The 14,627-nt window shown below is 71.4% G+C and carries 13 protein-coding genes and 1 pseudogene; 8 read left to right on the forward strand and 6 right to left on the reverse strand.

The features are described 5' to 3' along the window. Nucleotides 1–124 precede the first annotated feature (124 nt). Nucleotides 125–3,112: a BTAD domain-containing putative transcriptional regulator gene (locus ACXKR8_RS26130; protein WP_462099855.1), complete on the reverse strand. Its 2,988-nt coding sequence runs from the start codon at nucleotides 3,110–3,112 to the stop codon at nucleotides 125–127. Nucleotides 3,113–3,280: 168 nt separating this feature from the next. Between ACXKR8_RS26130 and ACXKR8_RS26135 the strand changes: the two genes are divergently transcribed. Continuing rightward, nucleotides 3,281–4,108 (forward strand): hypothetical protein, encoded by an 828-nt coding sequence (locus ACXKR8_RS26135; protein WP_458267012.1) that lies wholly within the window; start codon nucleotides 3,281–3,283, stop codon nucleotides 4,106–4,108. A 21-nt stretch (nucleotides 4,109–4,129) separates the two neighbouring features. On the opposite strand, the gene ACXKR8_RS26140 is transcribed toward ACXKR8_RS26135, so the two are convergent. Further along, nucleotides 4,130–5,209 carry a hypothetical protein gene (locus ACXKR8_RS26140; protein ID WP_458267013.1) on the reverse strand — a complete coding sequence of 360 codons (1,080 nt, stop codon included), beginning with the start codon at nucleotides 5,207–5,209 and terminating at the stop codon, nucleotides 4,130–4,132. Nucleotides 5,210–5,583: 374 nt separating this feature from the next. Between ACXKR8_RS26140 and ACXKR8_RS26145 the strand changes: the two genes are divergently transcribed. Then, the gene (locus ACXKR8_RS26145; protein WP_458267014.1) at nucleotides 5,584–6,471 is read left to right on the forward strand and encodes an LLM class flavin-dependent oxidoreductase; all 888 of its coding nucleotides are present in this window, start codon (nucleotides 5,584–5,586) and stop codon (nucleotides 6,469–6,471) included. A gap of 141 nt (nucleotides 6,472–6,612) precedes the next feature. On the opposite strand, the gene ACXKR8_RS26150 is transcribed toward ACXKR8_RS26145, so the two are convergent. Further along, nucleotides 6,613–7,047 carry a hypothetical protein gene (locus tag ACXKR8_RS26150; RefSeq protein ID WP_458267015.1) on the reverse strand — a complete coding sequence of 145 codons (435 nt, stop codon included), beginning with the start codon at nucleotides 7,045–7,047 and terminating at the stop codon, nucleotides 6,613–6,615. Between the two features lie 192 nt (nucleotides 7,048–7,239). On the opposite strand from ACXKR8_RS26150, the gene ACXKR8_RS26155 reads away from it, so the two are divergent. Both ACXKR8_RS26155 and ACXKR8_RS26160 read left to right on the forward strand, forming a co-directional pair. Continuing rightward, nucleotides 7,240–7,857 carry a SigE family RNA polymerase sigma factor gene (locus ACXKR8_RS26155; protein WP_458267016.1) on the forward strand — a complete coding sequence of 206 codons (618 nt, stop codon included), beginning with the start codon at nucleotides 7,240–7,242 and terminating at the stop codon, nucleotides 7,855–7,857. Then, nucleotides 7,850–8,338 (forward strand): hypothetical protein, encoded by a 489-nt coding sequence (locus ACXKR8_RS26160; RefSeq protein WP_458267017.1) that lies wholly within the window; start codon nucleotides 7,850–7,852, stop codon nucleotides 8,336–8,338. The genes ACXKR8_RS26155 and ACXKR8_RS26160 overlap by 8 nt, the downstream gene beginning before the upstream one ends. Nucleotides 8,339–8,418: 80 nt before the next feature. On the opposite strand, the gene ACXKR8_RS26165 is transcribed toward ACXKR8_RS26160, so the two are convergent. The 3 genes and pseudogenes from ACXKR8_RS26165 to ACXKR8_RS26175 form a co-directional block, all read right to left on the reverse strand. Continuing rightward, complete coding sequence (locus ACXKR8_RS26165; protein ID WP_458267018.1) at nucleotides 8,419–9,096, reverse strand: hypothetical protein; 678 nt, start codon at nucleotides 9,094–9,096, stop codon at nucleotides 8,419–8,421. 294 nt (nucleotides 9,097–9,390) lie between these two features. Next, a complete protein-coding gene (locus ACXKR8_RS26170; RefSeq protein WP_458275289.1) occupies nucleotides 9,391–10,218 on the reverse strand; it encodes an ABC transporter permease subunit in 828 nt (275 codons plus the stop codon). 141 nt (nucleotides 10,219–10,359) lie between these two features. Beyond that, nucleotides 10,360–10,667, reverse strand: a pseudogene (locus ACXKR8_RS26175) (P-loop NTPase family protein); the annotation flags it as partial. Nucleotides 10,668–10,992: 325 nt separating this feature from the next. On the opposite strand from ACXKR8_RS26175, the gene ACXKR8_RS26180 reads away from it, so the two are divergent. From ACXKR8_RS26180 to ACXKR8_RS26195, 4 genes are read left to right on the forward strand one after another with little or no spacing between them, the layout of a single operon-like run. Further along, nucleotides 10,993–11,871: a hypothetical protein gene (locus tag ACXKR8_RS26180; protein WP_458267019.1), complete on the forward strand. Its 879-nt coding sequence runs from the start codon at nucleotides 10,993–10,995 to the stop codon at nucleotides 11,869–11,871. Nucleotides 11,872–11,912: 41 nt separating this feature from the next. Continuing rightward, nucleotides 11,913–12,893, forward strand: coding sequence for a hypothetical protein (locus ACXKR8_RS26185; protein WP_458267020.1), 981 nt, complete (start codon nucleotides 11,913–11,915; stop codon nucleotides 12,891–12,893). Beyond that, nucleotides 12,890–13,654 carry a hypothetical protein gene (locus ACXKR8_RS26190; RefSeq protein WP_458267021.1) on the forward strand — a complete coding sequence of 255 codons (765 nt, stop codon included), beginning with the start codon at nucleotides 12,890–12,892 and terminating at the stop codon, nucleotides 13,652–13,654. The genes ACXKR8_RS26185 and ACXKR8_RS26190 overlap by 4 nt, the downstream gene beginning before the upstream one ends. Beyond that, nucleotides 13,651–14,622, forward strand: coding sequence for a hypothetical protein (locus ACXKR8_RS26195; protein ID WP_458267022.1), 972 nt, complete (start codon nucleotides 13,651–13,653; stop codon nucleotides 14,620–14,622). The genes ACXKR8_RS26190 and ACXKR8_RS26195 overlap by 4 nt, the downstream gene beginning before the upstream one ends. The last annotated feature ends 5 nt before the right edge of the window (nucleotides 14,623–14,627 follow it).

A 14,627-nucleotide genomic window follows, 5' to 3' on the forward strand; every position in this document is an offset into this window, starting at 1 on the left:
ACCGCTGACCGTCAGTTGTCAGCGACCCCAGCCGGGCAGCCCCCCAGGGGCGCGAGGAACTGCGCGAACAACCCTCAACCCCGCTGCGCCTCCTCCGTCAACGCCGCAATCGCCTCCGCCGCGTTCACCCCGCCAAGCCGCAACCCCCGCGCCAGCTCCAGCAACCCCGCGCCCTGGGCAACCCTCCCCTCCCGGGCGGCCAGCTCCGCCACCGCCTCGGCCGCCTCGGCCAACACCGGCAGGTTGCGTCCGTCCATCCCCGCGGCAGCGCCTGTCGTACGTACTTCCGCGCCAACGCGGTGTCCCCCTCGGCGGTGGCGATGCGGCTCAGTTCCAGCAGCACCGAGACCCGCAGCCAGTCGCCGCCGAACCATCCCGGCGGCGCAGCCGCGAGCAGCGGGCTGCACAGCCGCCTCGCGGTGGCGAGGTCGCCGCGGAGCCGGGCCACCGCCGCCTGGCAGAGCCTGGCGCGGACGATGTTGTCGACTGCGCCGACCCGGCGGTAGAGCAGTACGGCCTCGTCGCAGTCGGCCAGGGCCGCGTCCAACTGTCCGCTGCGGAGCCGGCGTTCGGCCCGGTTGCAGAGCAGGTCGGCCATGTCCTCGGCGGCGCCGATCTCCTCGGCCAGCCGCAGCGACTCCGCGGACTGCTGTTCGGAGCGTTCGGTGTCACCGCGCCAGTAACTGAGGGTGGCCAGCTCGCCCAGCGCCATGATCATGCCCCAGCGGTCGCCGAGGGCGCGGAACAGGTCGATCGCCGCACCGAACTCACGCTCGGCGGCCTCGGGGTCGGCGTCGACATAGAGGTGCCGGAAGCCCTCGCCGATGTGCATCAGACCGCAGTACCAGGGGTCGGCCAGCCACAGCGCCGCCTCCTGGGCCGGCAGGTCCTCCATGTCGTCGGGGACGCCGGTGAACGGCGCCCAGAGCAGGAACAGTGCGGGCAGCCGCCGGGGGGTGCGGCGCAGCTCCCGCATCAGCTCTTCGGCGACTGCCAGGTGTTCGGCCAGTTCCTGTCGCCCGCCCGGCAGTTGGACGGCGAGGATGACGCAGATCGCGTACTCCTCGGCCAACCCCGGCAGCGGGTGCGGGCCGAGCGTCTCCAGCAGCCGGCGGGCGTAGGGGGCGCCCTCGAAGCGCAGTCCGCGCAGCAGCCAGTAGCCGGACAGCTGGCCGATCATCCGCAGGCCGGTGCGGGTGTCGGCGTGCCGCAGTGCGGCGTTGAGGTTGTCGTGGTCGGCGGCGAGCCTGCGCAGCCAGTCCACCTGATCGTGGCCGCGTAGATGGGGGTGGGCGGCGGTGGCCAGGTCCAGGAAGTAGTGCAGGTGCGCCTGCCGGGTCTCGGCCTCCGCGCCGGACTCGGCCAGCCGCTCGGCGGCGTAGGCGCGGACCGTCTGCAGCAGCCGGTAGCGGGTCTGCTGCCCCTCCTGCTGCGCGATGACCAGGGATTTGTCCACCAGTGCGCCGATCAGTTCCATGGTGTCCCGGTCGGCGCAGACCGCTTCGGCGGCCTCCAGGGTCCAGCCGCCGGCGAACACCGAGGCGCGGCGCAGCACGCTGCGTTCGGCCTCGGGCAGCAGGTCCCAGCTCCAGTCGACGACCGCGCGCAGGGTCTGCTGCCGCGGCTGCGCGGTGCGGCTGCCGCCGGTGAGCAGCCGGAAGCGGTCGTCAAGACGGTCGGCGATCTGACGCGGCGACAGCATCCGCAGCCGGGCGGCGGCGAGTTCGATGGCGAGCGGCAGCCCGTCCAGGCGGCGGCAGATCTCGGCCACGGCCTCGGCGTCCTGCCGCGGGTCGAAGCCGGGGCGGACGGCGCCGGCCCGTTCGGTGAACAGCTGGACGGCGGCCTGTTCGGGGAGCGCGGGGAGCGGGAACAACTGCTCGCCGGTGATGCCGAGGGGCTCCCGACCGGTGCCGAGAATCCGCAGCTCGGGGCAGCTGGCGAGGAGGTCGGCGGCCAGTCGGGCGGCGTCCGCGACCAGGTGCTCGCAGTTGTCCAGGACCAGCAGCAGCGGGCGGTCGGCGAGGGCGGCGGTCAGCCGTTCCCGGGTGCTCGGGCCCCCGGCCGCGCCCAGCAGGGTCGAGCCGCGCAGGCCCAGGGCGCTGAGTACGGCCTGGGCCAGGTCGCCGCCCTCGGCCAGGCCGGACAGGTCGGCGAAGCAGCTGTCCCCGGGGTGCCGTCCGGCGGTCTCGACCGCGATCCGGGTCTTGCCGGTGCCGCCGGGCCCGGTCACCGTCACCAGCCGGCCCGCCTTCAGCAGCTCCTCGATCCGGGCCAGCTCCTGGGCCCGCCCGATCAGGCCGTTGAGCTGGGCCGGCAGGGCCAGCCGCTGTGATGTTTCACGTGAAACAGGAGCCTCCGGTTCACCCCGCAGGACGGCCAGGTGTGCGGCGGCCAGCTCGGGCCCGGGGTCCGCCCCCAGCGCGTCGGCCAGGGCCTCGCGGGCGCCGCTGTAGGCGGCCAGGGCCTCGGCCTGCTGGCCGCTGCCGTGCAGGGCCTGGACCAGCTGGGTGCTGAGCCGCTCGCGCAGCGGATCGGCGGCGACCAGCCCGCGCAGCTCCGGGATGACCGCGCGGTGCTCGCCCAGCAGCAGCGCGGCCTGGATCCGGTCCTCGGTCGCGGTGAGCCGCTGCTCCTCCAGCCGGACCGCCTGCGGCCCGGCGAAGGGGGCGTCGCCCAGGCCGGCCAGGGCCGGCCCCTGCCACAGGGCCAGCGCCTGCCGCAGCAGTTCGGCGGCCTTGGCGGCGTCGCCGCAGGTCAGCGCCTCGCGCCCCTGTCCGGCCAGCCGGACGAAGCGGTGCAGGTCGACCTGGTCCGGGTCGACCGCGAGCCGGTACCCGGCCGGATGGTTCTCGATCAGCTCGCCGCCGTCAGGACCGGCGGCCTTCCGCAGCACACTGCGGAGCCGGGAGAGCTGCGCCTGCAAGGCGTTGCCGACCCCGGCCGGCGGCTGCTCCCCGTACAGCCCGTCGATCATCCGCTGGACGCTGACGACCCGTCCGGCGTCCAGCGCCAGCAGGGCCAGTGCCGCCCGCCGGCCCGGCCCGCCGAGCGCGACCGGGCGTCCGGCGGCGTCCCACGCCTGGGTCGCACCCAGAATGCCGAATCTCACTGTTCGATTCTCTCGCAGGCCCCACGCCCCCGTGAGAAGATTCCCGGTCGAGGCGGTGTGTTCGTTGCCCCGTCGAACAGGCGGGCATACAGCAGGGGGCGAATTTTTTTGGAGAGCGCAGGGCAGTTGGCCAGAGTGCGACGGGAGATAGCACTCGAGTCATCACGTGTGTTCTGGGGGAACGACGCATGGGCTGAGAACAACCTGGGCCAGCGGAAGCTGCTCAGCCGGCGCAGGGCCGACCCGGCCGTGGAGCTCGACCGGACCGGCGTCGAACTCGCCACGGGGGTGGCGCGGATGGGGTACGCGATCCAGGACCCCAGCTACCGCGACGGGCTGATCGAAGAGGTCAGGACCGGGTACGAGGAGATCATCCAGGACGACGCCGCCACCGTCGACATGGGCGGCCGGATCAAGGACGTGGTCCGCTACGTGGACGACCCGCTCAGCCGGGTCCCGGCGATGCGGGAGCTGCTCACCGCGCCGGTGCTGCGTACCCTGGACGCGTACTACGGCGGGTTGTGGCGGGTGCAGCACGCGCGGATGTGGCGGATCAAGCACCTCACCGAGGAGCAGCGGAAGGTCCACCACTACGGCAACCTGTGGCACTGCGACCAGCACCCGACGTCGACGCTGAAGTTCTTCGTGCAGATCAGCGACGGGGTCACCGCCGAGGGCGGCGCGTTCCGGCTGCACAGCGTCCCCAACACCCGGCGGATCATGCGCAGCGGCTACCTCGGCCAGGGCTGGGCCAAGGGCCCGGCCAGGGCGAAGCTGGACGACCCGGCGCTGGTGATCCCGTTCGACGTGCCCGCGGGCATCGGCGCCTTCTGCAACACCACCCAGTGCCTGCACCGCGCCGGGATCCCGCCGGAGGGCACCACCCGCGGCATGGTCCAGTTCACCTTCGTCCCGGCCGACCGGTCCAACCAGACCGGCGACCCCTTCCACGGCCTCGGCCCCGACAGCAACGTCGCCGAGGGCAAGTTCGCCTGACCGACCCGCCGAACCGGGCCCCTACGCGCCAAGGTTCACGTGGTCGCGTGCCGCCGGGAAGAGGCGGCGGTACAGCGGGCGCGGGCTGTCGGTCATGCCCAACTGGTACTCCGCGAACGGCAGTCCGGTGGCGACGGCCAGTCCGGCGAGGACCGGGCGGTCAAAGTGCTCCGCGCCCCACAGCGTCACCAGCCGTTGACCGGTGGCGTCCAGCAGCATCAGCAGGCTCGCAGACCACCGGTCGCCGCTCTCGTGGACGAGCACGAGTTCGGCAGCCGTGGCCACAGGGAGCGGCGGCGGCTTCTTGCGGCGGGTGGAGAACGTCAGCGTCTCCCCGTCCCAGGCGATCCAGGTGTCCTTCTGCCACGCGACTTCGCCCTTGGTGAGCACGGGGTGCCAGGGGTTGGTGGTCACCGGTCTGGGGTGACAGGTACAGGGCTCGCCCGGGGCGTCGGGGGGATCGGCGCTGAAGACGGGATGCGGGCGTCCGCACCAGCCCTGCTCGGGGTCAAAGCCGGGGGCGGGGATCATGTCGGCTGCCAGGTTCCGATAGCGGGCACCGTCCTGCAGTGCCATGGCGACGGCGGTGCTGCGCACGGTGCCTCGGAAGCGGTAGGTCCAGATCCTCCAGATCACCGGGTCCAGCAGCACCGGGACCAGGGCCGTGCCGGCCGACCAGGCGGCAACGGCTTGCGATACCCCGATGAGGTGCGCGTACTGGCCGTACCCGGCATCAGTGGTCAGGCCCGGGTAGTTGTCCCGCCGCGCGGTCCAGTAGCTGAGGACCACCAGCGCGACGGATGCGGCGAGCAGCAGGAGCACCGCGATTCGCCAGCAGATCCGCCGCTGCCGATGGCGCCAGCGAACGAGCTCCGGCAACTCGTGGCCGGGTGCCCGCCACAGCGGCCAGGTGCCCGCCACCAGCAGCATCGGCAGGGCCGACACCGCGGCAGCCGCACCAGCGGGCGTCCCTGTGCCTATCGCGCAGCAGAAGAGCGTGACGGCAGCGGTCGCGAGGACCAACGGCGGCAGCCAGCGCCCGAGGACGCGCCTGCGTCGCCGGACGGCCGCGATGAATCTGTACCCGGCGTGGCGGGTCATCCTGTACCCCCGTGCATGTGGTGTGCTCGGGAGAGTGTCCCCTACCGCCGATCCACCCGCGCAGTCAGGGGCAGGCCCGCTTTCGGCGGGGATCTGCGGACCGGTCTCGCGTTCACCCACCACGTCCTGACCTGCGACAACGTAAGGCTGGGCCTGGAACGGCCCGGCGGTGGCTCAGACCTGTTCGTCCCACTCGGTTGAGGTCGACATGACCGGCCTGGAGTTCGAGACTCCGCGGCCGAATGTCATGCTTCACCGCACTGACGTCGACCTGGACGTATCGGGACGCACCGTGAATACAGGGGAGACTCCCTTCGGATGAGAGAGTATTTCAAGACGACAGCCCTTTGGCTCAAGGGATTAGAGTCGTAGCTATGCGTCTGAGCACCGTGATTCTGCCGATCCACCGCTGGTCCGAGGGTCAGAAGGTCTGGCGACGGGCCGAGGAGCTGGGGTTCCACGCCGCCTACACCTATGACCACCTGTCGTGGCGGTCGTTCCGGGACGAGCCGTGGTTCGGGGCGGTGCCGACGCTCACCGCTGCGGCCACGGCGACGGAGCGGATCCGGCTGGGCACGCTCGTCACCTCACCCAATTTCCGGCATCCGGTGACGCTGGCGAAGGAACTGCTGACGGTCGACGACATCTCGGGCGGTCGGCTGACCGTCGGCATCGGGGTGGGCGGGACCGGGTTCGACGCGACGGCCCTGGGCCAGGAGGAGTGGACCGCGAGGCAGCGGGCGGACCGGTTCGACGAGTTCCTGCCGCTGCTGGACAAGCTGCTGACGCAGGACTCCACCACCCAGATGGGCGCGTACTACTCCGCCGTCGAGGCCCGCAACATCCCCGGCTGTGTGCAGACGCCCCGCGTTCCCTTCTACGTGGCGGCGACCGGCCCGCGCGGGCTGAAGCTCACCGCTGAGCACGGCCAGGGCTGGGTCAGCTACGGCGACCCGCGCGGCCCGGCCGACGTCCCCGTCGACCAGGCCCCCGCCGTGATCGGGGCCCAGCTCGCCAAACTCCGGACCGCCTGCGAGGCGCAGGGCCGGGACCACACGTCCCTGCGGAAGGTGCTGCTCCAGGGCTCCACCGCCGAGCAGCCGCTGAAGTCCCTCAACGCCTTCGTCGACTACGCCGGCACCTACCAGGCACTGGGCATCGACGAGATCGTGATCCACTGGCCGGTCCCCGACTCCATCTTCGCCAACGACCTGACCGTCTTCGAGCAGATCGCAGCCGAGGGCCTCGCCCAACTGCGCTGAGCACCCGGTGAGAGGGACAGGTGCCTACGAGCCCTGGCGGCGGTACTCCTTCGACCGCGCCGCAGACCCACCCACGTTCCGGGTTGTCGCGACGTCCCAGCTGATGGTGTTCAGGGCTGTGGCGGACTCGGCATCGTCAGCTCAGCTGGTCCTGCGTGGCGTACCCGGCACGCAGGACCAGGCGCAGGGGCCCGGGAGATCGTAGATCGGGGTTCTCCTGGTGTCGCCGAGCCTCCAGATCGAGAGGAGCCACTCACCGTAGGGCATGTCGCTGAGCATCTCGAAGACATGTCCGTTGTCCATGGTCAGGCAGATGTCGCCGTAGTCACCGTGGTACTCCAAGTGCAGGCGCACCACCTGTCGGCCGACAAGTTCGTCGATCAGGGGCTGGGCATCGAGTGCCTGTTGGGAGTTCGGCAGGGCGGCGGCAACGGGCTCGTTCGAGACGATCCGCCATGCGGTGTTGACGCGCAGATGCCAGTTCGGGCCGCTGATTCGCAGACCGACGGCATCGGTCTCCACCTGGGAGATGTCCAGCGGGAGACGGCTGCGCGCATCCGCCAGGATGTGATCCACGGTCACTCCGTCGGTGGTGAGTCGATGTTGATGTGGAAGGTGGTCGGGTGGGGGACCGCGTCCCGCGGTATTGAGGCGGAGCCGGTCAGGTGCTGGGGGCTGCTCCTCGCCGGCGTCCTCCAGGGCCACTGCGGACGCCGATGATGCCGACACCCCCGGTCACGGCCGCGCACAGATCGTCCAGGCAATCGCATGCGGCCATGGCAGACATCATCCCGTGGACTCGGCGAGACCTGGCCGAGGGGGCAACGAACTGCGGCTGTCGTTCGTGGGAGTAGACGACAGGGAAAGAGGTGGGGGGTGGACTGGCATGGCGTCGCAACTGAGCTCGTGCAGGCACGAGGATCAGCGTTGAAGCGGTACGGCTATCTGCTGTGCGGGGACCGCGCGGAGGCCGATGACCTGGTCCAGGACGCGCTGGTCCGGATGTTCGCCCAACCCCGGCGAACCTGGGACGTCGAGTCCGCGGAGCCGTATGTCCGCCGCGTCATGCTCAACCGCTACCTGGACCAGCACCGCCGCCGGGCGCGCTGGACCGGGCTGCTGCCACGTCTGGTGACACCGGACTCCACCGGCGACTTCAGCACCGCCAGCGGGGACCGCATGGATGTCGTCCGGGCCCTCGACACGCTCTCGCCGCGGCAGCGGGCCTGCGCGGTACTGCGCTTCTACGAGGACCTCCCGGTGGACGAGATCGCCGCGCGGCTGGGCTGCAGTGCCGGAACGGTCAAACGGCATCTGAGTGAGGCCGTCGCACGGCTCGGCAGGACGCTGGTGCTCACCGACCTTGAGGGAGACGGACATGGCTGACACCCAGGAGCTGGACGCGGTCAAGCGGATGCTGCTGGACGCGGCGGACCAGGCGGGTCCCCTCCACGCGGACCTGGCCGGGGTCGCCGCGCGGGTGGGGAGGCGCCGGCGGAACCGCCGGTGTGCCGTGGGCCTGGCGGTCGGCTGCGCCACCGCGGTCGTGGTGGCCGCGGTCCAGATCGCGACGGGAGCGTCGTCCGGTCCGGCGGACACCGCGGCGGCGGCGCAGGCCACACGGCCGGCCTGCGTCACGGCGCCGCCCGCGGGTACCCCCGCGTTCCGCGAGGTCGGGGACGTCGGCACCTGCCAGTACCTCGGGCTGACCCTCGGGGCCGCCCGTTCGCAGGCCGCCAAGGAGCACCGGGAGCTGCGGGTTGTCAGCCAGGACGGCGTGCGCTTCACGATCACCTACGACCACAGGCCCACCAGGGTGGATGTCGTCATCGTCAACGACCGGGTGACCTCTGCCGGGATCGGCTGACGCCGGTCGGGCGGGCCTGTGGACCGTATCCGGGCCGCGGCCGGTCGGCAGCGTGCCGATCGTCGCGCCCTTGCCGGGCATCAAGGGGTGCGCGGAAGGACCACCACGTAGCCCTGGTCGGCCACATAGGTGCGCTGGTCCAGGTTGGCGGTTCGGTCCGCGATGCTGAAGCCGCCGCCGGTGATGTAGATGACCAGCGCTTTCTCCCCCGTCGACGCCGTGGGGACCTGGATGTCCAGCTGCAGATCGGTCTTGGTGCCGTTGGTGGTCGGCGAGGAGTAGGTGATGTCGTCGGTGCTGGTGATCCCCGACGTCGCGCATTGGATCTGCGGGCCGGTGGGGTTGATGACCGTGCTGGTGCTGGTGTCCGTCTGCTTGATGGTCTTCGCCATCGGAATGCCCCCGGTGTTCCCCCCGGGGATCGCTCCCGGGACCGCCCCGGCGGGCAGACTGGGCGGCGTTCCACCAGGCGCACCACCAGGCGTTCCACCGGGCGCACCACCAGGCGCAGTTCCGGGAGCACCTCCGGGGGCCTTGCCTCCGGGGCCCTTGCTCGCGGGGCAGGCAGCAGTCGCGCCAGCGGCGGAAGAGGACTTGGCCGAGGCGCTGCTGGTCGAAGCGCTGCCGGCGGTCGCGCCGCCGCCGGACGAGCAGGCCGCCAGGCCCAGTCCCGCGGCCAGGGTGGCCGCCGCGAGTACGCCGCCCTTCCAGCGCGGCGCCCTCGCTGCCTGGTCCGCGACCGTATTCCTTGGGTGCATGTCGTTTCTCCTCGTCATGGTCCCCCTTGGTCGTTCCGCACGGGGTGCGGGAACGACTCTGACCGCTGCCGCGGGGCGCGGCCGGAGAGGACGCTGGGAATTCGCGGAGAACCCGAAGGAAAGACCCCACGATGATGGAAGCATGTGGGAGGGCCTCACAGGTGGTGTGAGCCAACCCATCTGGGGAGCCTCGCCACAGAATCGGCCTCACCACACAACAAGCCTATCCACGCAGCAGCCCGGCCGCGTGGGGAGGCGGCCGGGCTGTGGGCGGCGGGCTTGTGGGAAGTGGGGTCAGCTGAGGTCGCGGTGCTTGAGGGAGTAGGTGGCCGCCAGCAGCAGGCCCGCGGTCCACAGGGTGAATACCGCGAACCCGCCCCAGGGGGACAGCATTCCGGTGCCGTCCGCCTGGACGATGAGCTGTCCCGCGGTGGTCGGCACAAAGTCGCTGATGTGGCCCGGCAGCGCGGTGGTCAACGGCCCGACGACCAGCAGCAGGCCGACGGAGGCGGTCAGCGCGCCGGCGGTGTGCCGGATCAGGGTGCCGATGGCGAGTGAGAACAGTCCGAGCATGGCGGTGTAGAGCCCGAAGCCGAGGGTCTCCCGGAAGACGCCGTGCGTGCCCAGGTTCATCGGCATCTCGGACGGCAGGAACTTCGCGCCGACGAACAGGGCCACAAAGCCGGTGGTGCTGCCGATGGCCAGCAGCAGGGCGGTGAAGACGGTGGCCTTGGCGACGAGCATCGGCGTGCGCCGGGGGACCGCCAGCAGGCTGGACCTGATCGTCCCGGTGGAGTACTCGCTGGTGACGGCGAGGCTGCCGAGGACGCAGATCAGGATGAGGCCGAAACCCGCGCCGGAGAACAGCGTCCCGGCTGGATCGTGGATGGCCTGGGCTCTGTCGCCGGGGCTGCTCGACGCCCAACCCGCCTTGGTGGCGTGGGCGATCAGGATGGCGCTGCCCACGGAGACCACGACGAAGGCGAGCACGGTCCACACGGTGGAGCGGATGCTGCGGATCTTCGTCCACTCGGAGCGGAGCAGGGCGGAGAAGGGAGGCCGGAGGGAAGGGGCGGGGGAGGTCCGCACCGACAGGGCGAGGGATTCGGTGGCGACAGACACGGGTGCTCCTCGGTAGACGTTCTGACGTTCTGACGTAGTTGCGGGGTGGCGGCTCAGGCCGCGCGCTGCGGGGGCTGGCCGTACTCGACGCTGTCGCGGGTCAGTTCCATGAACGCCTCCTCCAAGGAGGCGCGGTGCCAGGACCGCACGGTCCTCGGCGGCCAGGCCCTTCATCAGGTTCCGGATCCAGACCACGCCGTCCGGGTCCAGGCCGTTCACCGGCTCGTCCGCTTGTGGACCACACCGGTCAGGCCCACGGTGTCGAGCACCTCGTCGACCCTGCGCTTCGGCAGGCCCTGGCTCTGTGCCAGGAACAGCAGGTGGTGGTAGGCGGACCGGCCGGTGTGGAAGGGGCGGGCCTCCAGCAGCGCACCGACCGTGGCGAGTGGACGCTCCAGCTCGGCGTAGGGACGCCCAGCGATGGTCGCGCTGCCCGAGTCGGGGGTGTCGTGTTCGGCACGATGCAGCCTCGCTGTCGGTAGGTGGCCCGGTCGTGCTGAATCCTGCTCCGCGGCCAAGATCGCTACCAGTGCGGTACCACCCGTTACCGGGGTTCGGTTTACCCCACCCCTTACCCCGCCCCCGTCCTAAATCGGGTGTAAGCATGCAAATCCAAGATGCTTCATACGTTTACGCACGGCGTCCATACCGATCCAGTAAAGAAGTTGTTCGAGTTCCGATTTCTTGGCCATACTCGCTGATCACGCCCGTCTTCACGTCGTGCGTGGCCGCCTCCCAGGGGACCGCGGTGAATCGCGAGGGTGGGAGTGGTCGGTGGGCGACGAGAGTGTCGGTTCGGCGGAGTCAGGTCCGGAGCAGGTGACGCCGGTTCCGCCGCCGCCCCCTTACTACCCCCCGGTTCCGCCGCCCCCGCCGGGCCACCGCCCGGAGGTCTTCGACGCCGTGCCGCGTGCCCCGCGTTCGCGGAAGGGGCTGTACCTGTCCCTCGCCGTCGCCGGGTGGCTGGTGGTCGCCGTAGGGACGGCCACCGCCGTGGTGGCGGTCGGTTCCAACAACAACGACACCACCACCACGGTCGCGGACGCGGTGCCCAGCGCCACGGCCTCGGCCACCCCCTCGGCCGCGCCGACCACCGCCGCGCCGGTGCCCACGGCCGCCCCGAGCCCCACCTCCACGGTCAGGGGTTCCGTCTCCGGCTCCACCCACCGTGGTGACCTGCGGTTCTTCCTGCTGCCCGTACCGGCCGACGCCGCCGCCTACGGTGACCAGGACGGGACCAAGATGACGGTCGCCCAGCTGGCCAAGCTGCTCGGGAACCCGACCACCAGCAAGAAGATCCTCGACGAGTACGGCTGCTCGGGCGGCGCCACCCGTACCTACCGCACCAACGACGGCACCTACACCGTGGAGACCCAGCTGATGCACTTCAGCAGCTCCGGCTACGCGAGCGACTGGGTGCAGGGGCTGAGCTTCGGCTCCCACGCGAAGTCCTTCGGCGTCTCCGGTGTCTCCGGCGCCAGGGGGTTCGCGATCGACCCCTCCGACCCGGACGGCGACGGCGAGGTGTTCGGTATCGCGCACGAGGGCGACGTCGAGTACGAGATCACTGTGACCGGGACCGGGAAGCTCCCGCACTCAGTGCTGAACCCATTGATGCAGCGCGAGGCGAAGCGTCTCAAGTCCGGCCACTGATCCGGCTACTGAGCAGCCCTGAGACGTCCCGTGGAGGAACGTTGACCACCGAAGCAGCCGACGCGGCGGCCCCAGAGCCGGCCCCCGTCGCCACACCCGACAAACCCGAACCCCCGACCGAGCCTGAGCCTGAGGCTGAGGCGTTGGCCGAGCCCACGGCAGCAGTTGAGCCCGCAGCACCGGCCGCCCCTGAAGCTCCGGCCGAACCCCAGGCCCCGGCCGACCCCCAGGCAGCAACTGAGCCCCAGGCAGCAACTGAGCCCGAGACGTCGACCGACCCCGAGACGCCGGCAGGCGCAGGCACCGGCGCCGGCGCCAAGCGGCGCCCCCGCGGGCGCACCGCGCTGATCATGGCGGTCGCCGTGGCCCTCGGCGTCCTCGGCGGCGGCGGAGCCGGCTACGCCGTGCAGGCGGCGCGCAAGCCCACCCCGCTGCCCCCGCTCACCGTCGCCCAGCCGAAGTACCCCGCGAAGCGCGTCGCCACCCCCGCGCTCCCGGCCGCCCAGGACGACCAGGTGAAGACCGACGGCGACCTCACCAAGCTGCTGGTGCCCGCCCCAGCCGGGACGAAGGCCTTCACCGACCGGGGCCAGGTCCACCTCTGGCTGGACCTCGCGGACTTCTCGGAGACCTTCACCAACCCCGGTGTGGCCTTCAGCCACCTGGCGGCGCAGCGCTTCCGCCGTACCGCGGAGGCCGGTTGGTACAAGGGCGCGGAGAACACCACGGTGTATCTGGTCCAGTACGCCGACGGCGACAGCAACGCGGCCAGGAACGAGATGTCGGACCAGGAGGGCTACGCCCACGACGCCACCGGCGGCACCGCGGTCGACGTGCCGCACATGATCGGCGGCGAGGTGTTCCCCGGCCGGAAGAACCTGGGGGGTTCGGACGTGTACTACGAGGGACGCGGGTACGCCCAGCACGGCGACATTACGGTGGAGGTCTTCATCGATTCCGCCCACCCGGTCAGCGCGAACACGTTGCTGACACTTCTGCAGAGCCAGTTGGAGCTACTGTGACCACCGAACTTCCGCCGCCGGCACCGGTGAGGAAGCCCGGCCGAGGCCGTTGGGCGGCGCTCGGCACGGCTGCTGTGCTGTCCGCCGTCGTGGTCGGCGGTGGCGTCGGCTTCGGCGTGCTGCAGGTGGTGAACAAGCCGAAGCACCAGGTGGCCGCCGCGAAGAAGCCGGCCGCGGCCAAGCCGCCGAGGTACGGCGCGCTGTCCAACGGAGACCACTTCGGTTCGCTCGGAGACCTGCTGCTGCCCGTGCCCATGGGCATGGAACCCGGCCCGGACTTCTATGAGTTCGGCAATGACACGGTGCTGTCCGCGTCCGAGTACCAGGCGATCTTCACCAAGTCGATCGGGTTCATGTCCACGGCCGACCGCAAGCTGGAGGAGCAGGACTTCCTGGACAGCCACACCAAGGGCTACGCGCTGCGCACCTACCTGCAGTCGGACTCGACGGTGATCACCCTCGCGCTGCGCCAGGAGAACCAGCAGTCCGCGACGCTGGCCGCGAAGTCCCGCAAGCACCTGGCCGACGCGACCGGAGCCTACCGGCCCGGCCCGGGCGTCCCGGGTTTCCCGGCCACCCACTGCTACCTGCCGCCGCTGCCGAGCGGGGACAAGCTGGACTACATGGACTGCGACGCCTCGGTCGGGGACATCTCGGTGTGGATGGACGTCGAAGGGGTCGCGCCGCTGGACAGCGCCGCGGCCGTCTCGCTGCTCTCGCAGCAGCTCACCCGCCTCGCCATCCCGGGAGCCCAGACATGAGCGAGCAGCCCGTCACCGAATCGCCCGTCACCGAGCACCCCGTCACCGAACCGACGGACGCCGCACCGCCCGTCACCGCACCGCCCGTCACGGAACCGCCCGTCACGGAACCGCCCGTCACGGAACTGCCCGCACCGCCCGCACCGCCCGTGCCCGCGCAGTACGACCCCGCCACCGTGTGGGCCGTGCCGGCGCATCTGGCGCCGGCTCCGCCGCGCGACCGCCGGTGGCTGCGGACCGCGCTGCGCTGGACCACGGCCGCCGTGGTCTGCGTGGCGGTCGGCGTGGGCACCGCCGTCGCGGTGACGGCTCCGCGCCGCACCGACATCCCGGGGCTGAAGACTCCGGCCGACAGCCGGTACACCTTCCCGCAGCTGACGCTGCCGGCCCTGCCGCCCAAGGCGCTCACCCCGGACCAGGGCGAGGACGCCACCGGGGACCCGGACCACGCGGCCGACCTGCGGAAGCTGCTGCTGCCGGCTCCGCTCGGCGCGAAGACGGTCAAGGGCTTCCTCCCGGACCCGTCCGGCTGGTACCCGGCCGCCTCCTACATCAAGGACATGGGCGGCAAGCCCGAGCTCAGCTCGGAGTTCAGCGCCTTCGGCCTGCGCCACATCGCCGCCCGCGCCTGGGTCGCCGCGGACGGCACCCGCACCACCGTCTACCTGCTGCAGGTCCGCGCGGACGGCGACGCGGGCACCGTCTTCGACGGGGACACGGCGTCCACCCGGCCGACGGGTGTGACAGGTCTGGTCGAGGACGGCTCGACCGTCATCCCCGGCCTGGTCTACGGCGTGCGGTCGGACCTGCTGGCACAGCCGGCGAGCCACAACGGCCAGGCCGTGCGCATGGGCTACCTCCTGCACGGGGACGTCGAGGCGGTCGTGGTGATGAGCAACCCCAAGGCGGTGCCGCTGGTGAACTTCGAGCAGGTGGTCAGCCTGCAGGGCGAGCTGCTGCAGGGCTGACCCGG

The sequence above is a fragment of the Streptacidiphilus sp. PAMC 29251 genome, from assembly GCF_054208735.2.